The organism is Caldimonas brevitalea, assembly GCF_001017435.1.
Classification (GTDB): domain Bacteria; phylum Pseudomonadota; class Gammaproteobacteria; order Burkholderiales; family Burkholderiaceae_C; genus Caldimonas; species Caldimonas brevitalea.
Genome location: NZ_CP011371.1, coordinates 1,163,082 through 1,186,981, shown reverse-complemented (window position 1 = coordinate 1,186,981; position 23,900 = coordinate 1,163,082). Strand labels below are relative to the sequence as shown.

Sequence of the window (23,900 nt, the reverse complement as noted above, 5' to 3'; positions counted from 1 at the left end):
TGTTCAAACACCAAGCACTTCTTGACATTCGAGCGACGAACCTGTTGCGGTCGTGCATCGCTTCGAGTGCTGTGTGTCGAGCCACGATGTGCATGACGACCCGTGCTTGTCGTCGAGCGCTCGGATGAGTCGGTGACCTGCGTTGCATGCACTCTCGGTGGCATCGCAGGTGCATGGGCCGCAGGGTTGCCCCCGCGGCCCTGACCCATCAGCAGCTCATTGGCAGGCCTCGCAAGTCGGGTCGTCGATCGCGCAGAACTTCACGTCGGTCGCGGGCTCGCTGCTCGCCGCGGCCACTTGCGAGTGGGCTGCAGCAGCCGCGGTGTCGAGGGCCGACAGGCCACCGCCGCCTTGCGTCGGCACCGAGTTCAGCTGCCCCGCCTTGACGGTCGATTTCTCGGCGTGCGTCGCGCCGACGGTGCGCAGGTAGTAGGTGGTCTTCAGGCCGCGCGTCCACGCCAGCTTGTAGGTTTCGTCGAGCTTCTTGCCCGAGGCACCGGCCATGTAGATGTTGAGCGACTGGGCCTGGTCGATCCACTTCTGGCGGCGCGCGGCGGCCTCGACCAGCCACACCGGCTCGACCTCGAACGCGGTCGAGTAGAGCCGCTTCAGCTCCTCGGGCACGCGGTCGATGCGGCGCAGCGAACCGTCGAAGTGCTTCAGGTCCATCACCATCACGTCGTCCCACAGCCCCAGGCGCTTCAGGTCACGCACCAGGTACTCGTTGATGACCGTGAACTCGCCCGACAGGTTGGACTTGACCGACAGGTTGCCGAAGCAGGGCTCGATCGACGCGTCGACGCCGACGATGTTGGAAATCGTGGCGGTCGGCGCGATCGCGACGCAGTTGGAATTGCGCATGCCGTACTGGCCGATGCGCTCGCGCAGCGCGTCCCAGTCCATCGTCTTGCTGCGGTCGACCTCGACGTACCCGCCACGCTGCTCGGCGAGCAGGTCGAGCGAGTCGATCGGCAGGATGCCGCGGTCCCACAGCGACCCCTTGTAGCTCGAGTAGCGGCCGCGCTCGGCAGCCAGCTCGGTCGAGGCCCAGTAGGCGTAGTAGCACAGCGCTTCCATCGAGCGGTCGGCGAACTCGACCGCCTCCTGGCTGGCGTAGGGGATGCGCAGTTGGTAGAGGCTGTCCTGGAAGGCCATCACGCCGAGGCCCACCGGGCGGTGGCGCATGTTGGAGTCGCGCGCCTTCTTGACCGCGTAATAGTTGATGTCGATGACGTTGTCGAGCATGCGCATCGCCGTCGCCACCGTCTTCTTCAGCTTCTCGTGGTCGACGCCGCCGTCCTTCAGATGGCGCGCCAGGTTCACCGAGCCGAGGTTGCACACCGCGATCTCTTGGTCGTTGGTGTTCAGCGTGATCTCGGTGCACAGGTTGGACGAGTGCACCACGCCCACGTGCTGCTGGGGCGAGCGCACGTTGCAGGCGTCCTTGAAGGTGATCCAGGGGTGGCCGGTTTCGAACAGCATCGACAGCATGCGGCGCCACAGGTCGACCGCGCGCACCTTCTTGAACAGCTTCAGCTCGCCGCGCGCGACCTTCTCTTCGTAGCGGGTATAGGCGGCTTCGAAGTCGCGGCCGAACTTGTCGTGCAGGTCCGGGCAGGTGGCGGGCGAGAACAGCGTCCACTCGCCGTTTTCCATCACGCGGCGCATGAACAGGTCGGGGATCCAGTTGGCCGTGTTCATGTCGTGGGTGCGCCGGCGGTCGTCACCGGTGTTCTTGCGCAGCTCCAGGAACTCCTCGACGTCGAGGTGCCAGCTTTCCAGATAGGCGCACACCGCGCCCTTGCGCTTGCCGCCCTGGTTGACCGCCACCGCGGTGTCGTTGACCACCTTCAGGAACGGCACCACACCCTGGCTCTTGCCGTTGGTGCCCTTGATGTGCGAGCCCAGCGCGCGCACACGGGTCCAGTCGTTGCCCAGGCCGCCGGCGAACTTCGACAGCAGCGCGTTTTCCTTGATGGCCTCGTAGATGCCGTCGAGGTCGTCGGGCACGGTGGTCAGGTAGCAGCTCGACAGCTGCGAGCGGCGGGTGCCGGCATTGAACAGCGTCGGCGTGCTCGACATGAAATCGAAGCTCGACAGCACTTCATAGAACTCGATCGCGCGGGCTTCACGGTCGATCTCGTTGAGCGCCAGGCCCATCGCGACGCGCATGAAAAATGCCTGCGGCAGCTCGATGCGGTGGCCGTCGATGTGCAGGAAGTAGCGGTCGTACAGCGTCTGCAGGCCGAGGTAGTCGAACTGCAGGTCGCGGTCGGCCTTGAGCGCGCCGCCGAGCTTCTTCAGGTCGAACTGCAGCAGCTTCTCGTCGAGCAGTTCGGCGTCGACGCCCTGCTTCACAAAAGTGGGGAAATACTCCGCGTAACGCTGGTGCATCTCGGCGTGCATCACCTCCTCGCCGAGGATCTCCTTGCGGATCGTGTGCAGCAGCAGACGTGCGGTGGCATGGGTATAGCCCGGGTCTTTCTCGATCAGCGTGCGGGCGGCCAGGATGGACGCCTTGTGCACCTCTTCCATCGGCACGCCGTCGTAGAGGTTGCGCTTGGTCTCGGAAAAGATCGGGTCGGGCTTGACGTCGGCGCCGAGCTCGGCACAGGCCGATTCGATCAGGGCCTGCAGACGGGCGATGTCGAGCGGCACGCGGTGGCCGTTGTCGAGCACGGTCAGCGTGGGCTCGGCAGCGACCGCGCGCTGCTGCTCGCCCTGCTTCGCGCGCTCCTGCGACCGACGCTCCCGGTACAGCACGTAGGCACGCGCGATCTCGTGGTGGCCACCGCGCATCAGCGCCAGCTCGACGTGGTCTTGAACATCTTCAATATGGAAGGTGCCACCACCCGGGCGGGAGCGTAGCAAGGCGCGCACCACCGCTTCGGTCAGGCCGTCGACGGTTTCGCGCACGCTCGCCGACGCAGCACCTTGCGTGCCGTGCACCGCCAGAAACGCCTTCATCAGTGCGACGGCGATCTTGTTGGGTTCGAAGGACACCACCGCGCCATTGCGACGAATGATCTGATAGCCCGCGTAGGCACTCGCGCCCGCCGTCGCAGGACGGGGGCTGCCGGCGGTATGGGTTGCAAGCTGTGGATCGGCGCTGGTGGTGATGGTCTGCATGAATACCCCTTCTGTACTGACTCAAACGATGGCGGGAACGTCGAGACGCGACGCGGGCGATGGACGCCGGCGGTGCGTTCGAGGGCCGTATGTGTGTGGATGCTTGCGCTGCCTACGTGCACACACCGCGTGTCGCGTCTTGTGTGCACGCCTGTGTGCAGGCTTTTGTGCAGGCTTGTGTTCGAGGCCGCGAGCATAACACCAACACTACATCTAGTGGCCCCAGACACTGTAGTCCGCTAGTAATAGCGTACACGTGCGGATTGCAACTATTGACGCAGGCGCCGTTTTTGGTATGCGAGATACCGTGCAGCAGCGCCTTGCCGCCGCAACCCGCACCACTGCTTGTGTTGGCAGAGCTGACCCGCGGCAGCACTGGTGCTGCGGGCCGAAAGAGGCCGCAGCACCGCATCACGGTTGGGTCGGCTCAGCCCCGGGGAGGCGCTTGCTCGGTATCGATGCCCCTGTCGCCATCGGTCTGCGGCAGGAAGGGAAAACAACGTGTCGGCCAGGCCAGCGACAGCACCAGCGCTGACCAGTCGAAGGCGCTGCCGGGGTCGCGTTTGCGGCCCGGTGCGATGTGCTCATGACCTGCCACGTGTTCGATCGGATAGTGGTCGCGCAAGGCGGTCAGCAAGGACACCAGGGCCACGTACTGCGGGCCGGTGAAGGGATGGTCCTCGAGCCCTTCGAGTTCGACGCCGATGGAGTAGTCGTTGCAGTTCTCACGCCCCTGAAACGTCGAACGCCCGGCATGCCAGGCACGGTCGTCGCAGGAAACGAACTGGATCAGTTCTCCGTCTCGCCGGATCACGAAGTGAGACGACACCTCGATGCCGCGGATCTGCTCGAAGTACGGATGGGCGTTCCAATCGAGCCGGTTCGTGAACAACTGCTCGATCTCGGGCCCACCGTATCGCCCGGGGGGCAGGCTGATCGAGTGGATCACCACGAGGTCGATCGCCGCCGCGAGAGGGCGCGGACCAAAGTTCGGTGAGGCGACCCGGCGCGCGTGGCGCCACCAGCCCTGTTGCCAGTCGCCAGGCTGCGGCATGGCAGCAGGACTCGTCGGGTGGGTCACGGTGCGCGCGGCGGTGCCGCCTCAGCTCTCGTCGGGCTCCACCGCAACGCCGTGCTCGGCGACCAGCACGCCGAGCCGCGCCATGCGGTAGCGCATCTGGCGCAGCGACAGGCCCAGGCTGGCGCCGGCTGCCGTGCGGTTGAAGCGGTGGCGCTCCAGTGCGCGGATCAGGATGTCGCGCTCGACGGCATCGAGGTAGGCCGCCAGGTCGTTCGGCAAGGGCACGGCCGCCGGGGCGGCGGGGGCCTCGGGCACCGCGGCGGGCACCGGGGCCAGCGCCGGTGTATCGGCCGGCGCAGAGCCGACCGGCAACAGCGTGAGGTCGGCGTCCGACACGGCCGTGTCGGCGAACACGGTGTCCGGGAGCGCCAGGTCGGCCTGGTCGATCCACTCACCGCCGGACAAGGCCACCGCGCGGTGCAGCAGGTTCTCGAGTTCGCGAACGTTGCCCGGAAAGGCGTAACGGGTCAGGTGCATCAGCGCGGCCGGCGTCAAGCGCGGCGGCGGCCAGACATCGGCGTCCTGCGCGATCCGATCCAGCAGGCGCTCGCAGATTTGCGGCAGGTCGTCCAGCCGCTCTCGCAGCGCCGGTACGCGGATCTGGATCACGTTCAGACGGTAGAACAAGTCTTGCCGGAAGCGCCCGCCCTGCACCTCGGTCGCCAGGTCCTTGTGGGTGGCGCTGACGATGCGCACGTCCACCGGCGTCTCGGCCACCGCACCCACCGGGCGCACCGCGCGCTCCTGAATCACCCGCAGCAGCTTGGATTGCATCGACAGCGGCAGGTCGCCGATCTCGTCGAGGAACAGCGTGCCGCCCCGCGCGGCCTGGAAGAAACCTTCGCGGTCCTCGTTGGCACCGGTGAAGGCGCCCTTGCGGTAGCCGAAGAACTCGGCCTCGAGCAGTTGCTCCGGGATGGCACCGCAGTTGACCGCGATGAAGGGTTGTGCGCGACGCCCGCTCACTTCGTGGATCGAGCGGGCCACCAGTTCCTTGCCGGTACCGGACTCGCCCTGCACCAGCACCGGCGCCATGCTGCGCGCCACCTTCTCGATCATGCCGCGCACGTACTGGATCGCGGCGGAGCTGCCCGCCATGCGGTCGATGGTGCCCGAGCCCCCCGTCACCACCACCGCCGGTGCAGCCGACCGCACGCTGCCGCGGGTCGCCGCCGGCGCCGGCACCGGCACCGCCGAGCTGGCCGCGCCCCCCGGCTGGGGCGCCGCACTCGGGCGCCCAAGGGCGGAGGCGATGACGGCGCGGAACTGCTTCAGGTCGACTGGTTTGGTGAGGTAGTCGTAGGCACCGGCCTTGAGCGCCTCGACCGCGTTTTCGGGCGAGCCGAAGGCCGTGATCATCACGGTCTTTTCGCGCCGCCCGCTCTCTTCCAGGCGGCGCAGCAGGTCGAGCCCGGTGCCGTCGGGCAGACGCATGTCGGTGATCACCGCGCTGTAGGTGCGGTCGCGCAAGCGCGACCAGGCGTCCTCGACGGTGGCGGCCGTTTCGACGTCGTAGCCTTCGCGCAGCAGCGTCAGCTCGTACAGGGTGCGCAGATCGGGTTCGTCGTCGACGACCAGCAGGCTGTAGTGGGAGGCGGACATCATCGGGCGAGGTTGAGGCTGGCAAGGGGGGCTTCGGCGGCGCGAAGCGGCTCGAGGCGCATCACCACGAAGAACTCGTTGCGCGCGACGTGCTGCGTGCCCCGCAGGCGGTAGTCGATGGTGGCGCCGTAGCGCTCGCACAACTCCTTGCAAATATACAAGCCCAGGCCGGTGCCGCGGCTGCGCGTCGAGAAGAAGGGCTCGAACAGGTAACGCTCGACATCGGGCGGTATCGGCGCCCCGTCGCTCGCCACCGACAAGGTCAGGATCTGGCTCTCGGCGGTCAGTCGCACCTCGACACACCCCGGGGTGCCCGACGCATGCCGGTAGCCATTGTCCAGCAGGTTGACCAGCACGCGGCGCAGATGCTCGGGGTCGAAGGCTGCGCCGAGCGGCTGGCTGGGCAGCATCAGGCGCAAGGCGCTGCGCTCGTCGAGCGCGAGGCGCGCGGTGCGAGCCCATTCGGCGCAGGTGGCGCCGACCAGCTCGGTGATGTCGACCACGTCGGCCTGTGTCGGCGGGCCGCCGGGAGCCACTTCCATCACGTCGTCGATGATGCGCTTCAGGCGCTCGACGTTGTCAGCCACCATTTGCGTCAGCTGCCGCTGCGCCGGTGTGGTGGCGTCCTCCGACATCAGCCCGTTGGCCTGGGCGATGGCCGACAGCGGGTTGCGAATCTCATGCGCGATGCCGGCCGAAATGCGGCCCATCGCGGCCAGCTTCTCCTGCCGCATGCGCGCCTGCACGTCGCGCAGGTCTTCGAGCAGGATCACGCACAGCTCCTCGGAATGATCGGGCTGGCGCCGCTTGGTGAAGCGCATGCGCACGCGCAACGCACGGTTCTGCCCGGAGGCGAACTGCAAGGTCAGCTCGCGGCCGGCGGCCGGCCACTTGGCTTCGACGAAGGCACGCTGGGCGGCCTGGGCCAAGGGGGCCCAGACGGGGTGGCTGTGCAGATGGAAAGGCGCCGGCCGCACCAGCCCTTCATCGGCGATCAGGCGCCGTGCCGCAGGGTTGGCGGCGCGCACCCGGCCGCGCCGGTCCACCACCAGCACACCGTCTTGCATCTCCTCGATCACCAGCCGGTTCAGCTGCGCCTGCTGCCGCGCCAGCTCCATGCTGCCGCGCGCCGCCAGCTCTTCGCGGGCCAGCCGTCCGGCCAGTTCCCCGGCCAGGATGGTGACGACGAAAAAGCCGGTGCCGACCAGCCCGGCCTGCGTCATCAGCACGGTCACCTGGCCGCCGTGCAGCGCGTTGAGCCACGCCTCGCCGAGCAGCAGCAAGGTCACCGCCGCTGCCACGGCAAGGGCCGACAGGCGTGGCGTCAGCACGCCCGCCATCAGCACCGGCAGGACCAGCAAGGGCACGAAGTTGATGTTGGCGTTCGAGGTCAGCAGGTGCAGCGTGCCGAACACGATCAGGTCGGCGCCGATGCTCGCCATCCACTGGCGGCGCAGCAAACGGTTGGACGGCAGCGTCTCGTCGACCTCCGGGCGCGAGCGCGCCAGCCACCAGGTTGCGAACGCGGCGACGGCATAGCCGATGTAGATCGCCACCGGCCAGACCGCCCGCCCGCTGTTGCTGCTCAACAGCGACGCGAACTGGGTGGCCAGCAGCAGCAGGCCGACGGCGGCCCGGGCGCCGAGAAAGGTGCGGTAGATGCGCTGGAACGACGGCAGTGTGGCGCCCAGCAGCCGCCGGGCCTGGCGCGACAGAAAGCGCGAATCGCTGCCGCTCGGCGGCGTCCAGCCGGTGTAGCGTGACTCCTTGCCTTCGCCGCGGTCGTCGCCGAAGCCGGTGTCCGGCGCCACGCCGAGCGCGGCGAACCACGATTCGGCCGCCTGGGCATTGCCCTCGGAGGGATGCGCCGTGCGGCGGTTGTCGGTCTTGCGTGCCTTGGTCGGACGGCGGCTCATCGGTCCTCCTTGCGCGCGCCACCCGTGCGGTTCGGCACACGCTGCATCGAGGTCTTGCCGGTCGGGGCGAAGCCCAGGTGAGGACGGTGCGCAACCGCCGGGCGTTGGTAGCCCATCACGCCGCCCGGTCGGATGTGCTGGCGCCCGCCTGGCGATGCGCCTCGCAACAGTAGTGCCCCGCCGGGCCGGGCAGTGCTTCGTCGATCGGCAGGTGCACGCCGCAGTGCCGACACGCGACGATCGGCCGAGGGGCAGGCGAAGACGTGGACTGCGGCGGTTGCTGCGAGGCGTTCGAACCCTGCCGCGGCTTCGGCGGCCGGGCCGTGCGGGCCAGCCACAGCACGACCACGATGACGAGCAACAGGACGAGGTATTTCATGTGCCAGGACCCCTCGCTCAGGCCGCCGCGGGAGGCCTCGACAGCAGCACTTCGAGCACGAAGCGCGAGCCGACATAGGCGAGCAGCAGCAGCCCGGCACCGGTATAGAGCCAGCGTGTGGCCATACGGCCGCGCCAGCCGAAGGCTCTGCGGCCCACGAGCAGTGCCGCGAACACCGCCCACCCGAGCACCGAGAACACGCTCTTGTGGTCCCAGCGCCACGGCTCGGCCGACCACCAACCGAGCAACAGCGCTGCGGACAGCACGGCAAAACCCGCCGCGACGAAGCGGAAGGTCAGCTTCTCGAGCCGCAGCAGCGGCATGCCCAGCGGTGTGGGTTGATCCACTGCGCGCTTGGCCCGCATCTGGCGTTCGGCGTTGGACAGCAGCGTGGCGTGCAGCACGGCCGCCCCGAACAAGCCGTACGACGCGATGCCCAGCACCCAGTGCAAAGGTATCCAGGGTGAAGTGACATGGGCCTTCACCTCGCCAGGGAAGAACAGCGCCAGCGCCACCGAGGTCAGGCCCACCAGCGCGAGGGCGCGGCGCACCCCGGGCAAGGGCACGAAGCGGCTCTCGATCGCATAGACCGCAAGCACCAGCCACGACATGGTCGACAAGGCGGGTGCGAACCCGAAGCGAGCGCCCGTTTCGGCGATGCCGAAATTGGAGGTGTCGAGCACGATCGCCAGGCCATGCACCAGCCAGCCGAGCACCAGGGCGAAATGCCGGCGCTCACCCGCACGCCCGCCCTGGGCGGCCGCCACGCCATAGGCGAGCAAGGCGGCCACGCTGGCGGCGATGGTGAACAAGGACTGGGTCAACAGGGTGCCCCATGGCCCGGAAGCTAGAATCATCCGCACAGTGTACTTTCGCGGCGCTTCGTTCTGGAGCCCGCTCCAGCCTCGCACACCTCATGGCCTCTACCCTTTCCGACCGCCTGTCCCGGCTGGTGAAACAGATGCGCGGCCAAGCCCGCATCACCGAAAGCAATGTGCAGGACATGCTGCGCGAAGTTCGCATGGCGCTGCTCGAAGCCGACGTTGCGCTACCCGTCGTGCGTGACTTCATCGCCCGCGTCAAGGACAAGGCCCTGGGCCAGGAAGTGGTGGGCTCGTTGTCGCCCGGGCAGGCGCTGGTGGGCGTGGTCCATCGCGAACTCGCCGCGACGATGGGCGAAGGCGTCAGCGACCTCGACCTCGCCACCCAGCCACCGGCGGTGATCCTGATGGCAGGCCTGCAGGGCGCCGGCAAGACCACCACGACCGCGAAGCTGGCCAAGCACCTGGTCGAAAAACGCCGCAAGAAGGTGCTCACGGTGTCGGCCGACGTCTACCGCCCGGCCGCCATCGAGCAGCTGAAGACGGTGACCAAGGCGGCTGGCGCGGAATGGTTCCCGTCGAGCCCGACCGACAAGCCGCTCGACATCGCCCGCGCCGCCGTGGATCACGCACGCCGCCACTATATGGATGTGCTGCTGGTCGACACGGCCGGCCGGCTCGCCATCGACGAGGCGATGATGGCCGAGATCCGCGACTTGCACGCAACGCTCAAGCCGATCGAAACGCTGTTCGTCGTCGACGCGATGCAGGGCCAGGACGCGATCAACACCGCGCGCGCCTTCAAGGAAGCGCTGCCCCTGACCGGCATCGTGCTGACCAAGCTCGACGGCGACTCCCGCGGTGGCGCGGCACTTTCCGTGAAGCAGATCACGGGCGCGCCGATCAAGTTCGCCGGCGTGTCTGAGAAAATCGACGGGCTGGAGGTGTTCGATGCCGACCGCCATGCCGGCCGTGTGCTGGGCATGGGCGACATCGTCGCGCTGGTCGAGGAGGTGCAGAAGGGGGTCGACCTTCAGGCCGCCGAAAAGCTGGCGCAGAAGGTCAAGTCGGGCGAAGGCTTCGACTTGAACGACTTCCTCTCGCAGATTTCCCAGATGAAGAAGATGGGCGGCCTGTCGGGCCTGCTCGACAAGCTGCCCAGCCAGATCGCCGCGAAGGCCGGCCAGGCCGACATGGACCGCGCCGAGCGTGAGGTGCGGCGCATGGAGGGCATCATCAATTCGATGACCGCGCTGGAGCGGCGCAAGCCCGAACTGATCAAGGCCAGCCGCAAGCGCCGCATCGCCGCGGGGGCCGGCGTGCAGGTGCAGGAAGTGAACCGGCTGCTCAACCAGTTCGAGCAGATGCAGGGCATGATGAAAAAGATGAAGGGCGGCGGACTGATGAAGATGATGAAGCGCATGGGGGGCATGAAAGGCATGCCGCCCCTCGGGCGCTGAACCGCCTGCTGACCCGCCGCTTCCGCCACCACGCCGGCCGCACCGGCGCTGCGCCCCCCTGGCGAGCGCCTCGGTTGACCGGCGGCCGCGGCGCCGGTAAGGTCCGACGCCAAGCTCACACACACCGACGATGCAACAAGCTGTCCTTATCGTCCTGGCCCTGGCCGCGGTGGCCCTGTTCACCTGGTGGTGGACCCATCGCCCTCAGCCTGCGGCCCCACGCGGCAAGCCCCGCCGCACCGAGGCGTTGGACACTTTGATGGCGTGGACACCGCAGCCCACCCGCATCCTCACCGCTGCCGAGCGCCAAGCCTACGGTGTGGTGCGCAAGGCCTTGCCCGACCACCTGGTGTTCGCGCAGGTGCCGCTGGCGCGCTTCCTGAAAGTGCCGACGCGGCACTCGTATGCCGAATGGTTGCGACGGGTGGGCCAGTTGTGCGCCGACCTGGTGGTGTGCGACGGTGATTCGCAAGTGGTGGCGATCGTCGAAGTGAGGCAGCCCACCGAGCTTGAAAGCGAACGCACCCGCAAGCGCCACGCCCGCATGGACCGGGTGCTCGACGCAGCGGGTATCCCCTTGCACGTCTGGTTCGAGAACAAGATTCCGTCGAGCACCGCGGCGCGCGACGAGTTGCTGCACGGCGAGGCGGCATTGGGCCTGCTGCCGCAAGCGTCGTCGGCCACCGGCACGAGCCGGCCACCTGCCGACGTGGTGGCCGCACACGAGCGCGCGGCGGACGATCTGGCCGCACGCGACGCTGCGTACGACGCAATCGACTTCGAAGAGCCGCCCAGTTCGACCTGGTTCGACGACCTCGATTCGGCCCCCATGCCGCTCGGCTCCAGCGGTGCCAAAGCACCGCCTCCGCGGCGCTGAGCCGCTTCCGATCTTCCTGCCAGAGACGCTGAGCCGCTTCTTTGGCCAGCAGCCACACGCCGCGGTGTCCTGCTGCGGTGCTCCCGTTGCAGGGCGTGCTGCGGCCCGAGGTCCGTCACGCAAGCGCCATGCGACGGCCTGCTTTCAGGCCGTCGGGCGCCCGCCGGGTTCCCGCCCGGCTCAGGCCAGCAGCGCCTGGGCGAACTCGCGTGCGTCGAAGGTCTGCAGATCTTCGAGCTTCTCGCCGACGCCGATGAAGTACACCGGGATCGGGCGCTCGCGCGCAATCGCCGCCAGCACACCGCCCTTGGCCGTGCCGTCCAGCTTGGTGACGATCAGCCCGGTGAGCTGCAACGTCTCATCGAAAGCCTTCACCTGGGCCAGGGCGTTCTGCCCGGTGTTGCCGTCGACCACCAGCAGCACCTCGTGCGGGGCGGTGCTGTCGGCCTTGGCGATCACCCGACGGATCTTGCGCAACTCTTCCATCAGGTGCAGCTGCGTCGGCAGCCGGCCGGCGGTGTCGGCGATCACGACGTCGCACTCGCGTGCCTTGCCCGCACTGACGGCGTCGAAGGTGACGGCGGCCGGGTCGCCGCCTTCCTGGCTGACGATCTCCACCTGGTTGCGGTCGGCCCAGATGGCCAGCTGCTCGCGCGCTGCGGCACGGAAGGTGTCGGCCGCGGCGAGCAACACCTTCTGCTGCGCCTCGGCGAGATGGCGGGTCAGCTTGCCGATGCTGGTGGTCTTGCCGGCGCCATTGACGCCCACGACCATCATCACGGTCGGCGTGTGCTCCCCGACCACCAGCGGTTTTTCGAGCGGCGCGAGCAGCTCGGCGATGGCATCCGCGAGCAGGGTCTTGACCACGGCGGGTTCGGTCGCCTTCGCGTCCTTGACGCGCCGTTTCAGGTCCTTCAGCAAGAACTCGGTCGCCTTCACGCCGGTGTCGGCCAACAGCAGCGCTTCTTCCAGCTCTTCGTAAAGGGCGTCGTCGATCTGCGTGCCGGTGAACACCTGCGTGATGCTGCTGCCGGTCTTGCGCAGCCCGGCCTTGAGCTTGTCCAGCCATGATCGGCGCGACTCGGCCGACGGGGCCTCGGCTTCGGCCGCCTCCTCGGGGGAGGGTTCGGGAACCACCGGCGCTGGGACAGGGGCTGGAACCGGCGCAGCCGCAGCCGGGGGGGTGAGGGGCGCTTGCGGCCTGCTGCGCTCGGCCACAGGTACGGGCGCTGGTACAGGCGCAGGGGCGGGTACAGGGGCGGGTACAGGGGCAATGACAGGCGCAGGTGTCGCCAGAGGTGCGGGCGCCGGTGCTTCGGCGGGCGCCAGCGCAGGGGGGGCCGGTGGCGCCACGGGCGCCTCGACGGGCGCGGGCGCCGGCGCAGAACGCTTGAAAAAGCCGAAGAAGGACGACGAAGCCGGAGCAGGCGCAGGCTCGGGGGCAGTTGCTGGGGGCGGTACTTCGGCGGCCGGGGCGGCAGGCGTTGGCTCCGCGGACGGCGCAGGGGTGGGAGCAGGCTTTTTCTTGAAGAAACTGAACATAGGCGCTCGGAATGTGGCGCCCGATTCTAAGGAAGCGTGCCATGGGCCTCCCCGAGACAAGGTCGCGCCGGGGCCCGCCTACAATGCAGCGCCCTCGCCACCCAGCACCTCCGCCATGCCCCCCGCCCGCCCGCCCCTGCCCCGCGAAGTCCGCATCATCGGCGGGCAATGGAAGCGCACCAAGCTGGCCGTGCTCGACAAACCGGGCTTGCGGCCGACACTGGACCGGGTGCGCGAGACCTTGTTCAACTGGCTCGGCCAGGACCTGACCGGATGGCGCTGCCTGGACGCCTTTGCCGGCACCGGCGCACTCGGTTTCGAAGCGGCCTCACGCGGTGCGGCGGAGGTGGTGCTGCTCGACAGCGACCCCGAGCTGGTGCGGCGCCTGAAGGACGTGCAGGCGCGGCTGAAGGCCGACACCGTGCGGGTGGAAACGGCCGACGCCTTGCGGTGGATGCGCAGCGCCGCGCCGGCGCGTTTCGATCTGGTGCTGCTCGACCCGCCGTTCTCGGCGCAGGTGTTCGAGGCCGCACGGCAGGCAGCCGTGCGGCTGGTGCGCCCGGAAGGCTGGCTCTACCTGGAAGCCGATGCGGCCCCCGACCCTGCGCGTTTCGAGCCGCTCGGACTGACGCTTTACCGGCATGCGCGCGCCGGCGCCGTGCATTTCAGTTTGCTGCAGGTCCGCGCCACTGGCTAAACTGACAGCCCAACATGGGTTCAGGAGGAGGACTCGCATGACCAGCAGCAGCAGCAGCAGCCCGCGCACCGCCGTCTACCCCGGCACGTTCGACCCGATGACGCTTGGCCACGAAGACCTGATGCGGCGGGGCAGCACGCTGTTCGACCGGCTTATCGTCGCCGTCGCAGCGGGGCACCACAAGCGCACCATGTTTTCGCTCGAAGAGCGGCTGGAGATCGCCCGCGAGGAAGCCCGGCCCTATCCGAACGTCGAGGTGATGGCGTTCAGCGGCCTGTTGCGCGATTTCGTCGTGGGACAGCAAGGCCGCGTCGTGGTGCGGGGGCTGAGGGCGGTCAGCGACTTCGAGTACGAGTTCCAGATGGCCGGCATGAACCGGCAGCTGATGCCCGACGTCGAAACGGTCTTCCTGACGCCGTCCGACCAGTACCAGTTCGTTTCCGGCACTTTTGTGCGCGAGATTGCCATGCTCGGCGGCGATGTCTCCAAGTTCGTGGCACCCTCCGTACTTCGGCGCCTGCAAGATCGCGTGAAACAGGGCGCCTGAGGACGTGCCGCCATGGCCTTGATGATCACTGACGAATGCATCAATTGCGATGTGTGCGAGCCCGAGTGCCCGAATCAGGCCATCTCGATGGGCGCGGAGTTCTACGTCATCGATCCCAAGCGCTGTACCGAGTGTGTCGGCCACTTCGACGAGCCGCAGTGCGTGCAGGTCTGCCCGGTGAGCTGCATTCCGATCCATCCCGAGCACATCGAGACCCGCGAGCAGCTGATGATGAAGTATGAACGGCTGCAGGGGCGCGCCGGCGGCAGCGCCGCCCCGGCCGAGGGGCAGGCCGCAGCCGCCACCACGGACACAACCGCCTTGAACTCGAGCGCCCGCTAGGCAGGACCGCTGCCCGGGCCCGCGCCGCCTTCTTCTACAGGCAGGCGCTCGCTGCCCCTCCCCCCCGAACTCTTCTTGCACGGTTGCCTTCACCGGCGATGTGCGCCTGCCCGGCCGTGCGCGGCGTCGCCCCCCGGGCGCCCACCCTCGGTCGCTGAGCCTCACGGCTCGAGCGCGACAAGCGGGGCAATCCCCAACACGGGTGAATACGCGCGGTAATGCTTGTTGCTACATTGCCGCCCCGGCAACACCTCGCCCTCCATTGACCCCCAACGAGATTCACATGCTTGCTGTCTTGGCTCACCCGATGTCTTCCCGTTCTTCGACGCGACTCGCCGCCCTGTTTGCCGTCGTTGCACTCGCCGGCTGTGGCGGGGGCGGAGGCGGGGATGGCGGTGGATCGCCACAGCCGGTGGCCCCCGGCCCCTCGGAACAGGTAGGGCTCACCAAGAGTGGCCCTTGGGTCGTATGGACAGCACCCGGCACCGTTCAGATTGCGACGATCGATCAGGCGACACTGGGAGGCGCGGACCCGATGCCGGTCGATCTGCAAGCTTTTCTTGCAGACGACGGGCGGGCGGTGGTACGCCGAGGTGTCAATGCCTACGATCGAAGCACCGGCGCGAGTCGGTACGACTTTGTGGTCTCTCGCACCGGGAACGGCGAGTGGCTGGCGCCAGAGCAGTTCAACGAAGCGGTGGGGGGCGGGCGCTGGTACGCCAATCCACAAGGCTGGGTGGCAGCGGTGGCCGAAGTGTCGGGCACCAACCGGAAGTTCAAGTCGGCCCGCCCGATGGGGCCGCAGATCGGCACCGCGCTGCAGGCCGCACCCACCTACGAGCTGCCGGGCATCAGCTTGAACCGTAGCCTGTCGGTGATCGACGCCGAGGGAACGCAATACATCGCGCGTGTAGCGCCCCGCACCCCCTTGGCGGGTTGGCAGCTCACGGTCGCCCGCTTCGGCACCGATGGCCAAGCGGACACGCCGGTCGTCTTGCGAGACGAACAGGGCGCGGCCGACACCCCCTATTTCAGCGCCAGCACCACCGACGAAATGACGATGGTGTGGTGGGGGCGCTTCGGCGCCAGCACGTCCTGGCCTTATGAAATGCAGACGGCAGACCTGTCACTGACGGACCGGATGGCGTTCGGCAGCCAGCCGGTCGGCGCGGCCACGAACGACTGCCCGGTCGCCCCGGCGGTCTACAAGAAGGGCCGGGTGAGCCTGGTGCTGTGGGGCCAGAAAAACGCGGCCGCGCGATGCGGTTTGCACGTCCGTGTGATCGACTCGCGCTATGGGTCGACGCGGCTGCAGGACGCGGTGCTCAATCCGGCCGGGCCGGACGTGCGCAAGGCGTGGGCCAGCGTCGGCGCCGGAGGCGAGTTGCAAGTGCTGTGGTATCAGCATGAAGAACCCCGCCTGTGGGTCAGCTCGGCGACGCTGCCCGCCGTCAAGGATCAACCATGGGCCTGGAGCGCCGCACAGCCCCTGAGCGTGAACGGAGAGCCGGTGTCCGTCGACAGCCCTGAGCGAGGCTCCCTGGTGCCGGACATGGCCGTGAAAGAGGGGTCGGGCGGGCATTTGGCGGTGGCCTACGTCCGCTACGCCACCTCGGAGCGGGCGGCCATCGTCTATACCCCCGGGCGCGGCTGGAGCCCAGAAAAACGGATCTCGGTGGATGCCGGACATTCGGGCCTCAGTGCCGACAACCTGGCGCTGTCGTCTAGCGGCACGCTGCTGGTCACCTATCCCGTGCTGCACTTCTGCGCCAACACCCGCAGCAACTGCGAGGGAAACAAGCACTACCTGATGGCCGTGGTGCTGGACTGAAGCGCCGGCGGGCTCCGCAGCCGGCTTGACGAGGTGCCGCGCACCTCAATGTCGCGTCTTGCCCGCCGCGCCCGGCACGATGGCCTCGAAGTCGTCATCGCTCTGTCTACCGGCAGCTTCCCGGCGCTTGCCGCGCTTTTGTTTACGCTTCTGCTTGTCCGACGGCTTACCGTCGCCGCTCGAGGCCTCTTCCGTGCGCGGCACAAAGCGGATGCCACCGGAGGCCACCGGCTGGGCCTCATGGTGCAGGCGCCGCCGCTGCAGTTCCTCAGCCAGCTGCGCGTCGCGCTCCCCGTTCTGCTGAGCTTGCGCCCGCTGGGCCTCGCTGGGCCCTTCCACCAGCGGCACCACCCGCCCCTGCTCGCAAGGCTGCTCCGAGTAGCTGTTGCCGCAGCGGTAGACGGTGGTACCGGCGGCCGGGGCCGCAAGGGGGAACCACAGCAGGATCGGCAGCAGCAATGGCAGCGGCGGCAGGGGCCTGAGGGTCATGAGGGCGGCAGCGGGTCGGGTTTGGGGGGCTTGGGGCGAGGCGGCTTCGCGTGGATCTGCCGCAACGCGCTTTCCATCTCGCCGCGCAACAAGGCGTCCAGCGCCGGCACGGTGCGGTCGATGGCTTTTTCGAGCGCCTCGCGGTGTTCCGGCGACGGCTTGCGCAACACATAGTCCGGCACCTCGGCCTTCACGCCCGGGTGCCCGATGCCCAATCGCAAACGCCAGTAGTCGGCGCTACCGAGATGGGCGTGGATGTCTTTCAAACCGTTGTGGCCGGCGTGCCCCCCGCCCAGCTTGATCTTCGTCTCGCCTGGCGGCAGGTCGAGTTCGTCGTGCGCGACCAGGATCTCCTGCGACGCGATCTTGAAGAACCGGGCGAGAGCGGCCACCGACTTGCCGGAGCGGTTCATGTAGGTCTGCGGCTCGAGCAGCCACACCGGGCCCTCGACGCCGGGCATCGGCCGGTTCACCCGCGCCACCAGCCCGTGGTAGCTGCGGTCGGCATGCAGCGTCGCACCGAGCTTGCGGGCAACGGCATCGATCCACCAGAACCCGGCGTTGTGCCGCGTCGCTTCATATTCGGGCCCGGGATTGCCGAGGCCCACGAACAATCGAATCATGGGGCGATTATCAGGGGGGCCTGCGGCCGGCGGCCGCCAGGCCTCCGGATCCCACAGCCCCGCATTTGGGGGAAGAAGCAATAAAAAAGCCCCGCATGGCGGGGCTTCGTGCGGCAGACAGGCGGGCCGAATTACTTCTTGCCCTTGCCCTTGGCGGGTGCCGGTGCCGGCGCGGGCGCAGCCACCTCGGCCACCGTCTCTTCGACCGGCACCACGACGCTCGCGATGGCGGGGTTGGGACGGCCGTGCGTCACCACCTTGACGCCCTTGGGCAGCTTCAGGTCGTTGACGTGCAGCGATTGGCCCTTGGCCATGTTGCCCAGGTCGACTTCGAGGAACTCGGGCAGCTGGGAGGCCAGGCACTGGATTTCCAGTTCGGTGGCGACGTGGCTGATCAAGCACTTGTCGGTCTTGACGGCCGGGGAATTCTCTTCGTTGATGAAGTGCAGCGGCACCTTCTTGACGATCTTCGTCTTCGGGTCGATCCGCTGGAAGTCAACGTGCAGGACTTGCTGCTTCCAGGCGTGCATCTGCACGTCGCGCAGCAACACCTTCTCGACGTTGCCGCTCAGTTCCATCTCGAGGATGGACGAGTGGAAGGCTTCCTTCTTCAGCGCGTGGAACAGCGCGTTGTGGTCCAGCTCGATGAGCTTGGGCTCGCCGGCGCCGTAGACGATACCGGGCACCTTGTCAGCGCGACGCAGGCGGCGGCTCGCTCCGGTCCCCTGCAGTTGGCGCTCAAATGCGACGAATTTCATTCATCTCTCCAATCAACGTAAGCGTCCGCGACCAGACGCGAAACGGGCCGCCCTGGCGTGCCTCGCGGCACCGGCGGCCCACAGCCGGACGGCCGCAGCCGTCCGTTTTGTTCCCGGCTCAGAAGTTGTTGTTCTGCTCCGAGAACAAAGACGTCACCGACTCGCCGTCCGAAATGCGACGGATGGTTTCGGCGAACAGGAAAGCAACCGAGAGCTGGCGGATCTTGCCGATCGGCTTGGCGGCCTCGGACAGCGGAATCGTGTTGGTGATCACCACCTCGTCGAGCTGCGAGCTCTTGATGCGCTCGAGCGCCGGGCCGGAGAACACCGGGTGGGTGCAATAGGCGTAGACCGACTTGGCGCCGCGCTCCTTGAGCACTTCGGCCGCCTTCACCAGCGTACCGGCGGTGTCGATCATGTCGTCCATGATCACGCAGTTGCGGCCTTCGATTTCGCCGATCACGTGCATCACTTCGGACACGTTGGCCTTGGGGCGCCGCTTGTCGATGATGGCCAGGTCGCAGCCGAGCTGCTTGGCCAGTGCCCGGGCGCGCACCACGCCGCCCACGTCGGGCGACACGACGACCAGGTCGTCATAGTTGCGCGACTTCAGGTCGGACAGCAGCACCGGCGAGGCGTAGATGTTGTCGACGGGAATGTCGAAGAAGCCCTGGATCTGGTCGGCGTGCAGGTCCATCGTCAGCACCCGGTTGGTGCCAACCACTTCGAGCATGTTGGCCACCACCTTCGCGCTGATCGGCACCCGCGTCGAACGCGGACGGCGGTCCTGGCGGGCGTAGCCGAAATAGGGGATGACGGCGGTGATGCGGCGAGCCGACGCACGCTTGAGCGCGTCGGTCATGATGCACAACTCCATCAGGTGCTCGTTGGTCGGTGCGCAGGTGGGCTGCACCACGAAGACGTCGCGACCGCGCACGTTCTGCTGGATCTCGACCGTCACCTCGCCATCGGAGAAGCGACCGACGGCGGCCTGACCTAGCGTGAGCCCGAGGTGGTTCGCGATCTCTTGCGAGAGCGAAGGGTTGGCGTTGCCGGTGAACAGCAAGGTATCAGACAGCATCTTCCTCTCCGTCAGGCCCCAAAAGATAGTGCAGTGACGACAGTGCAGCGAGCGTGGCGTTCCCGCAGTTCTTCTTGCGGGCCGTCACGCTCGAGACGGAACCCACAGCGGCACGGGCATCGCCGGAAACTAGGGAACCTCTGGAGCCTCACCCTGCACAGGGTGCACTCCAGAGGTTCCGGGATGGTTTGGCAGGGGAGGAAGGATTCGAACCCTCGAATGTCGGAATCAAAATCCGATGCCTTAACCGACTTGGCGACTCCCCTACACCGGCCCTCGCTGCGGCAGATACCGCGGCGCCAGCCTTTAACTTGCCGTGTTCAATCCACTTGCCGTTTTCAGTCCGCCGCCCACCCCTTCAGCGGGTGAGCCTCGAGACTGCGGCACATCCGACCTTGCCAACCCTTCGGAAGCACCAAGGCTTCTGGCGGGTGGCCCGCGTCGACGCCGGCCTGAACACTCATTCTCGCACTGACATCACCCGATCCGCGGTGGGCCGACAAACTCCCTGACACCGGCCCCAGGCGCGCGAACACCGCGCTGCCCGAACCCGTCATCCGGCTGTTGCCGTAAGCCCGCTCCAGCAGCTGACAAGCTTGACCGACCTCGCTGCACAGCGCTTGTGCCGCTGCTTGCATGTCGTTGGCCCCAAAACCCGGGGCCCCTGAACCACCTGCCGAGCTGCCATCTCCGGCGCCCTTGCTCAGGTTCATCAAGTACTTGCCTTGTTCAGCTCTGTGCTGTGCAAGAAAGTCCGCAACTATAGCAGCTTTTGTGTCGCGTACCAAGAGGTCACTCGCAAATATCGACTGTGTCGGCAGGCTCGTGGAAGGTTTCACGACGTAGTAGCGCTCGGGGGTCAGTTGCAGCGGCGTCAGCCGTTCGCCGATGCCCTCGACCCAGGCCGGCCCGTCGCCCAGGAAGAACGGCACGTCCGCCCCCAGGCGGACCGCCAGCGGCATCAGCTGCGAGCGCGGCCAGTGCAAGCCCCACAGCCGGTTGAGCGCCAGCAGCGTGCTCGCCGCATCGGAGCTGCCGCCGCCCATTCCGGCACCCCACGGCACTTCCTTGCGTATCGAAATGTCGACACCAAGGCTGGTGCCGCTGGCGGCCTGCAAGGCGCGCGCGGCCCGTATGCAGAGATCCTCCTCGGGTAAGGCCGGCCCCAGGTCGTGGCGTGCGATGCGGCCGTCGTCACGCCGTTCGAAATGCAGTTGGTCGCACCAGTCGATCGGCACGAACACCGACTGCAGCAGGTGGTAGCCGTCGTCTCGCCGGCCCACGATGTGCAGGAACAAATTCAGCTTGGCCGGCGCCGGCACGTCGTACAACACCTTCAGCAAGGGCGGCTCCGGTCAGGACGGGTCGAGCTTGGCACGCACCGTCACCACCGGCGGCTCGGTCTTGACCGCCGTGATGAGGCCCTCGCCGGCCTGGCGCAACTGCACCTGCCAGCCGAGTTGCACGAAGCCGGGATCGCCGTTGGGCAACGGCTCGCTGCCCGCCTCTTTCCAGGGCTGGCCGCGCAGCCAGTCGAACAGCGCGGCCACCGGCAGCGCCTCACCGACCATCTCGCGCGTCAGGTCGTCGAGCGACGCATAACGCCGGGTCTGGCCCTCGGCGCGCAACACCGCCTCATCGGGGCTCCAATGCGCGACCGCCAGCAAACTGCCCAGGGGGCTCGACAGTCGCAGCTCGCCGCGCCGGGCGTCGCCGATCAACTCGAACACGGCGTTCGACGCGCGTGGCCGACCACCGGGCGCCGCACCTTCGACACGCACCGCGAGCCGGCCCGACGCCGCCACGGACATCCCGTCATGTTCTGCGCTGGGCTGACGAGTCGCGCAACCGGCCACCAGCAGCGCACTCGCCAGCACACTGCCGAGACGTCCCCGCCACGCAGCGGCCGCGCCGGCAGGCCAGCGCGTCACAGGCTGACCCTCAGACGCGCCAGCGTTTCTTTCAACACGTCGTTGGCGCCGTCGCGCTCGCGCCCTTCCCGCCAGACCTTGCGCGCCTCGTCGCGACGCCCCAGCGCCCACAGCACTTCACCCAGATGGGCGGCGATCTCGGTGTCGGGGCGGGCCTGATAGGCGCGCTGCAAATGCTGCAAAGCCTCCTCGCGACGCCCCAGCCGGTATTCGATCCACCCGAGGCTGTCGATGATGAACGGCTCGTTCGGGGCCAGCTCGAGCGCCTTGCGCACCAGCTCGCGCGCCTCGGTCAGCCGCACGTTGCGATCGGCCAGCGTATAGCCCAGCGCGTTGTAGGCGTGGAAGTGATCGGGCTTCAAGGCGATCACGCGCCGCAGCAAACGCTCCATCTCGTCGAGGCGTTGCAGCTTCTCGGCCATCATGGCCTGCTCGTACAGCAGGTCGGCGTCGTCGGGAAAACGCTCGTTGGCGGTGGCCAGCACCTGGTACGAGTCCTGCCAGTTTTTGAGGTCCCGCAGCAGTTGCGACTCGGCCAGCAGCTTGGCCCGCCCTTCCTCGGGCGTGCGCTCCGGCGTGGCGCGGATCATTTCGCGTGCCTCGCGCTGGCGGCCCTGCTTGGCCAGCAGGGCGGCACGCCGGGCCTGCACGCTGAGCGCGTTCTGCGTGCTGTCGATCTTGGCCAGCCACAGCTCGGCCTGCAGGTAGTCGCGCTGGTCTTCGGCCGCCTGGGCCAACAGCAGATAGGCCTGCGTCAACCCCTCGGCGGGCGACACCAGCGTGACCTGCGCCTCACCCTCGTCGCTGTCGTCGTCCGTATCGGCGCCCGGCTGGCTGGCCGCTGCCTGCTTGGCGGCGGCGGCCTGCGGCGCGCTCAGCTCGACATAGCGGCGCAAGGCCACCTCGGCGTCCCGCGGCTGCTTCAGTTCGAGGCGCAAGGCGCCCAGGCTGAGCCAGGCCGGTGCCAGGGCCGGCTGGGCCTGGGTGGCCTGCTCGAGCTGTGTCACCGCTTCGGCATAGCGCTGCTGGTTCACGAGCGAGCGCACATAGGCCAGCCGCAAGGCACCGCTTTGCGGCTTGGCCTTGAAGTGGCTGAGCAACAGGGGTTCGGCGGCCGGCTGCGTCTGCAGCAGTTCCAGCGCCAGGATGGCCGGCGCTTCGGCCGTCGGGTCGAGCCGGTGGGCCTCCTCTGCCAGCGCGCGGGCCCGCTGCGGGTCATTGGCCAACAGCCGCATGCGGCCGTTGGCGACCAGCACCGCGCCGCGCGTCTCGGGAATGCTGGCATACGGTTGCAGCGCCTGCTCCATCACGCCGGCCAGCGTCGCGGTGTCGGAGGCGCGTGCGAACAAGCGTGGCAGCAGCACGATGGTGGCCGGTCGGTCCGCCGCCGGGGTGTTGGCGAGCAGCGCGCGCAGCGGATCCAGCGCCTCCGCGGTGCGGTTCAGGCCGACCAGCAGCTGGGCGGCAAAACGATGCGCTTCGATCGACTTCGGCACCGCAGTGCGCCACGCCTGCGCGGCCGCCAGGGCCTGGTCGCCGGCGCGCCCCTGCAAGGCGATTTCGACGACCCGGCGGAACAAGCGCTCCTCGCCGGTCTTGCGGGCGGCGTCCAGCAGGATCTCATAGGCCGCGCCGGCGTTGCCCGAGCGCAGCTCCATTTCGCCGACCAGCAGCTGCTCGAGCAGCGGCGCCGTCAGGCGCGACATGGTCTGGGCCGGGCCGGACGGCGCAACGGCTGAGGCCTGTTCGGCGGCGCCGGCTGGCAGGGTGTAGCCGGTCAGCGCACCGGCAAGACACGCCGTCACCGACAGCAGGCGAAACGAGGGAACGGCAAGCGGCATGATCTGACAACTCCTGGAGACCGGACGCGTAAGGCGGCGCCTACGGCCATCTGATTCTACGAAGGGCCGGATAATTCCCCGATGCCTGAGTTACCGGAAGTTGAAGTCACCCGGCAAAGTTTCGCCGGGCGCATCTTGGGGGCCACGGTCGAGTCGGTTCGCCTGGGCAAACCGCTGCGCTGGCCGCTCGGCTGTGAACCTGGAAGCCTGGTCGGCCAGACCGTCGGCGAGGTCAGCCGACGCGGCAAATACCTGTGGCTGCCGCTCGACCAGGGCGGGCTGCTGCTGCACCTGGGCATGTCGGGCTCGCTGAGCTTTGGCGTCCCGGCCGACGCGCCCGGCGTGCACGACCACTTCGACCTCGGCACCGACCGCGGCGTGCTGCGGCTGCACGACCCGCGCCGCTTCGGTGCGGTGGTCTGGTCGCCGTCGCTGCTGGCCGATCCGGCGCGCAAGCTGTTGAGCACCCTCGGCGTCGAACCCTTCGACCCGGCCTTCACGGCCGCCCACCTGCACGCCCGGCTGCAAGGCCGGCGGGTGCCGGTCAAGCAGGCCCTGCTGGCGGGCGACATCGTGGTGGGGGTCGGCAACATCTATGCGTCGGAGGCGTTGTTCCGCGCCGGCATCGACCCCCGCACCCCGGCCGGGCGCGTCGGGCCGGGGCGCTGCGAGCGGCTGGTGGTCGCGGTGCGCAGCACACTGCAGCGCGCCTTGCAGGCCGGCGGGTCGACGCTGCGCGATTTCCGCGATGCGCACGGCCACAATGGCGCCTTCCAGCTGGAAGCGCAGGTCTACGACCGCGAGGGCCAGCCCTGCCGGGTCTGCGCCACGCCGGTGCGCCGCATCCAGCAGGGGCAGCGGTCGACCTTCTTTTGCCCCCACTGTCAGAAGCGCTGAACGACGCTGTGCACAAGTCGCCGGCGCCACGGGTGACAGCGAGTAACACCCGCGGG

General features: G+C 68.1%; 21 protein-coding genes and 1 tRNA gene. 7 read left to right on the top strand and 15 right to left on the bottom strand.

Going from position 1 to position 23,900, the window contains the following annotated elements; translation table 11 throughout:
- Window positions 1-216 precede the first annotated feature (216 nt).
- From AAW51_RS05240 to AAW51_RS05215, 6 genes are all read right to left on the bottom strand, one after another.
- Complete coding sequence (locus AAW51_RS05240) at window positions 217-3,129, bottom strand: ribonucleoside-diphosphate reductase subunit alpha (RefSeq protein WP_047193753.1); 2,913 nt, start codon at window positions 3,127-3,129, stop codon at window positions 217-219.
- A gap of 427 nt (window positions 3,130-3,556) precedes the next feature.
- Window positions 3,557-4,183: a 1,6-anhydro-N-acetylmuramyl-L-alanine amidase AmpD gene (ampD, locus tag AAW51_RS05235; RefSeq protein ID WP_047193752.1), complete on the bottom strand. Its 627-nt coding sequence runs from the start codon at window positions 4,181-4,183 to the stop codon at window positions 3,557-3,559.
- A gap of 48 nt (window positions 4,184-4,231) precedes the next feature.
- Entirely contained in the window at window positions 4,232-5,815 is a 1,584-nt protein-coding gene (locus tag AAW51_RS05230; RefSeq protein WP_047193751.1) for a sigma-54-dependent transcriptional regulator, read from the bottom strand.
- Window positions 5,812-7,728, bottom strand: a complete 1,917-nt coding sequence (locus AAW51_RS05225; RefSeq protein WP_053013358.1) for a two-component system sensor histidine kinase NtrB — start codon at window positions 7,726-7,728, stop codon at window positions 5,812-5,814. The genes AAW51_RS05230 and AAW51_RS05225 overlap by 4 nt, the downstream gene beginning before the upstream one ends.
- Before the next feature lie 115 nt (window positions 7,729-7,843).
- Window positions 7,844-8,107 carry a PP0621 family protein gene (locus tag AAW51_RS05220; RefSeq protein WP_047193750.1) on the bottom strand — a complete coding sequence of 88 codons (264 nt, stop codon included), beginning with the start codon at window positions 8,105-8,107 and terminating at the stop codon, window positions 7,844-7,846.
- Window positions 8,108-8,124: 17 nt separating this feature from the next.
- Window positions 8,125-8,964 (bottom strand): cytochrome C assembly family protein, encoded by an 840-nt coding sequence (locus AAW51_RS05215; protein ID WP_047193749.1) that lies wholly within the window; start codon window positions 8,962-8,964, stop codon window positions 8,125-8,127.
- Window positions 8,965-9,023: 59 nt separating this feature from the next.
- On the opposite strand from AAW51_RS05215, the gene ffh reads away from it, so the two are divergent.
- Window positions 9,024-10,388: a signal recognition particle protein gene (gene ffh / locus AAW51_RS05210; RefSeq protein ID WP_047193748.1), complete on the top strand. Its 1,365-nt coding sequence runs from the start codon at window positions 9,024-9,026 to the stop codon at window positions 10,386-10,388.
- Window positions 10,389-10,518: 130 nt separating this feature from the next.
- The gene (locus AAW51_RS05205; RefSeq protein ID WP_083438092.1) at window positions 10,519-11,265 is read left to right on the top strand and encodes a DUF2726 domain-containing protein; all 747 of its coding nucleotides are present in this window, start codon (window positions 10,519-10,521) and stop codon (window positions 11,263-11,265) included.
- 180 nt (window positions 11,266-11,445) lie between these two features.
- Here the strand turns inward: AAW51_RS05205 and ftsY are convergent, their stop codons facing one another.
- Window positions 11,446-12,807, bottom strand: coding sequence for a signal recognition particle-docking protein FtsY (gene ftsY, locus AAW51_RS05200; protein ID WP_083438091.1), 1,362 nt, complete (start codon window positions 12,805-12,807; stop codon window positions 11,446-11,448).
- Between the two features lie 115 nt (window positions 12,808-12,922).
- On the opposite strand from ftsY, the gene rsmD reads away from it, so the two are divergent.
- The 4 genes from rsmD to AAW51_RS05180 all read left to right on the top strand — a co-directional run bounded on the left by rsmD (window position 12,923) and on the right by AAW51_RS05180 (window position 16,224).
- Complete coding sequence (rsmD, locus tag AAW51_RS05195; protein ID WP_047193745.1) at window positions 12,923-13,504, top strand: 16S rRNA (guanine(966)-N(2))-methyltransferase RsmD; 582 nt, start codon at window positions 12,923-12,925, stop codon at window positions 13,502-13,504.
- A 37-nt stretch (window positions 13,505-13,541) separates the two neighbouring features.
- Entirely contained in the window at window positions 13,542-14,051 is a 510-nt protein-coding gene (gene coaD, locus AAW51_RS05190; RefSeq protein ID WP_047193744.1) for a pantetheine-phosphate adenylyltransferase, read from the top strand.
- A gap of 12 nt (window positions 14,052-14,063) precedes the next feature.
- Window positions 14,064-14,393 (top strand): YfhL family 4Fe-4S dicluster ferredoxin, encoded by a 330-nt coding sequence (locus tag AAW51_RS05185; protein WP_047193743.1) that lies wholly within the window; start codon window positions 14,064-14,066, stop codon window positions 14,391-14,393.
- A gap of 535 nt (window positions 14,394-14,928) precedes the next feature.
- The gene (locus tag AAW51_RS05180) at window positions 14,929-16,224 is read left to right on the top strand and encodes a hypothetical protein (RefSeq protein ID WP_047193742.1); all 1,296 of its coding nucleotides are present in this window, start codon (window positions 14,929-14,931) and stop codon (window positions 16,222-16,224) included.
- 45 nt (window positions 16,225-16,269) lie between these two features.
- On the opposite strand, the gene AAW51_RS27865 is transcribed toward AAW51_RS05180, so the two are convergent.
- From AAW51_RS27865 to AAW51_RS05140, 8 genes are all read right to left on the bottom strand, one after another.
- Window positions 16,270-16,713 (bottom strand): hypothetical protein, encoded by a 444-nt coding sequence (locus AAW51_RS27865; RefSeq protein ID WP_157359622.1) that lies wholly within the window; start codon window positions 16,711-16,713, stop codon window positions 16,270-16,272.
- Entirely contained in the window at window positions 16,710-17,336 is a 627-nt protein-coding gene (gene pth / locus AAW51_RS05170) for an aminoacyl-tRNA hydrolase (RefSeq protein WP_047193741.1), read from the bottom strand. The genes AAW51_RS27865 and pth overlap by 4 nt, the downstream gene beginning before the upstream one ends.
- Window positions 17,337-17,467: 131 nt before the next feature.
- On the bottom strand, window positions 17,468-18,094 hold the full coding sequence (locus AAW51_RS05165; protein ID WP_047193740.1) for a 50S ribosomal protein L25/general stress protein Ctc: 627 nt from the start codon (window positions 18,092-18,094) through the stop codon (window positions 17,468-17,470).
- 118 nt (window positions 18,095-18,212) lie between these two features.
- Window positions 18,213-19,175 carry a ribose-phosphate pyrophosphokinase gene (locus AAW51_RS05160; RefSeq protein WP_047193739.1) on the bottom strand — a complete coding sequence of 321 codons (963 nt, stop codon included), beginning with the start codon at window positions 19,173-19,175 and terminating at the stop codon, window positions 18,213-18,215.
- A 189-nt stretch (window positions 19,176-19,364) separates the two neighbouring features.
- A tRNA-Gln gene (locus tag AAW51_RS05155) sits at window positions 19,365-19,441 on the bottom strand.
- 72 nt (window positions 19,442-19,513) lie between these two features.
- Window positions 19,514-20,515: a 4-(cytidine 5'-diphospho)-2-C-methyl-D-erythritol kinase gene (gene ispE, locus AAW51_RS05150; RefSeq protein WP_047197442.1), complete on the bottom strand. Its 1,002-nt coding sequence runs from the start codon at window positions 20,513-20,515 to the stop codon at window positions 19,514-19,516.
- Window positions 20,516-20,530: 15 nt separating this feature from the next.
- On the bottom strand, window positions 20,531-20,986 hold the full coding sequence (locus tag AAW51_RS05145; RefSeq protein ID WP_083438656.1) for an outer membrane lipoprotein LolB: 456 nt from the start codon (window positions 20,984-20,986) through the stop codon (window positions 20,531-20,533).
- A 116-nt stretch (window positions 20,987-21,102) separates the two neighbouring features.
- The gene (locus AAW51_RS05140; protein WP_047193737.1) at window positions 21,103-22,947 is read right to left on the bottom strand and encodes a tetratricopeptide repeat protein; all 1,845 of its coding nucleotides are present in this window, start codon (window positions 22,945-22,947) and stop codon (window positions 21,103-21,105) included.
- 81 nt (window positions 22,948-23,028) lie between these two features.
- Here AAW51_RS05140 and mutM point away from each other — a divergent pair, with 81 nt between their 5' ends.
- Complete coding sequence (mutM, locus tag AAW51_RS05135) at window positions 23,029-23,844, top strand: bifunctional DNA-formamidopyrimidine glycosylase/DNA-(apurinic or apyrimidinic site) lyase (protein WP_047193736.1); 816 nt, start codon at window positions 23,029-23,031, stop codon at window positions 23,842-23,844.
- The last annotated feature ends 56 nt before the right edge of the window (window positions 23,845-23,900 follow it).

Coding starts and splice junctions, on each gene's coding strand:
- AAW51_RS05185 (WP_047193743.1), top strand. CDS start 14,064: ATGGCCTTGATGATCACTGACGAATGCATCAATTGCGATGTGTGCGAG.
- AAW51_RS05145 (WP_083438656.1), bottom strand. CDS start 20,986: ATGTCCGTGGCGGCGTCGGGCCGGCTCGCGGTGCGTGTCGAAGGTGCG.
- AAW51_RS05225 (WP_053013358.1), bottom strand. CDS start 7,728: ATGAGCCGCCGTCCGACCAAGGCACGCAAGACCGACAACCGCCGCACG.
- AAW51_RS05165 (WP_047193740.1), bottom strand. CDS start 18,094: ATGAAATTCGTCGCATTTGAGCGCCAACTGCAGGGGACCGGAGCGAGC.
- AAW51_RS05180 (WP_047193742.1), top strand. CDS start 14,929: ATGCCGGTCGATCTGCAAGCTTTTCTTGCAGACGACGGGCGGGCGGTG.
- ffh (WP_047193748.1), top strand. CDS start 9,024: ATGGCCTCTACCCTTTCCGACCGCCTGTCCCGGCTGGTGAAACAGATG.
- AAW51_RS05205 (WP_083438092.1), top strand. CDS start 10,519: ATGCAACAAGCTGTCCTTATCGTCCTGGCCCTGGCCGCGGTGGCCCTG.
- mutM (WP_047193736.1), top strand. CDS start 23,029: ATGCCTGAGTTACCGGAAGTTGAAGTCACCCGGCAAAGTTTCGCCGGG.
- rsmD (WP_047193745.1), top strand. CDS start 12,923: ATGCCCCCCGCCCGCCCGCCCCTGCCCCGCGAAGTCCGCATCATCGGC.
- AAW51_RS05230 (WP_047193751.1), bottom strand. CDS start 5,815: ATGATGTCCGCCTCCCACTACAGCCTGCTGGTCGTCGACGACGAACCC.
- coaD (WP_047193744.1), top strand. CDS start 13,542: ATGACCAGCAGCAGCAGCAGCAGCCCGCGCACCGCCGTCTACCCCGGC.
- AAW51_RS05160 (WP_047193739.1), bottom strand. CDS start 19,175: ATGCTGTCTGATACCTTGCTGTTCACCGGCAACGCCAACCCTTCGCTC.
- ampD (WP_047193752.1), bottom strand. CDS start 4,183: ATGCCGCAGCCTGGCGACTGGCAACAGGGCTGGTGGCGCCACGCGCGC.
- AAW51_RS05140 (WP_047193737.1), bottom strand. CDS start 22,947: ATGCCGCTTGCCGTTCCCTCGTTTCGCCTGCTGTCGGTGACGGCGTGT.
- AAW51_RS05220 (WP_047193750.1), bottom strand. CDS start 8,107: ATGAAATACCTCGTCCTGTTGCTCGTCATCGTGGTCGTGCTGTGGCTG.
- pth (WP_047193741.1), bottom strand. CDS start 17,336: ATGATTCGATTGTTCGTGGGCCTCGGCAATCCCGGGCCCGAATATGAA.
- AAW51_RS05215 (WP_047193749.1), bottom strand. CDS start 8,964: ATGATTCTAGCTTCCGGGCCATGGGGCACCCTGTTGACCCAGTCCTTG.
- AAW51_RS05240 (WP_047193753.1), bottom strand. CDS start 3,129: ATGCAGACCATCACCACCAGCGCCGATCCACAGCTTGCAACCCATACC.
- AAW51_RS27865 (WP_157359622.1), bottom strand. CDS start 16,713: ATGACCCTCAGGCCCCTGCCGCCGCTGCCATTGCTGCTGCCGATCCTG.
- ftsY (WP_083438091.1), bottom strand. CDS start 12,807: ATGTTCAGTTTCTTCAAGAAAAAGCCTGCTCCCACCCCTGCGCCGTCC.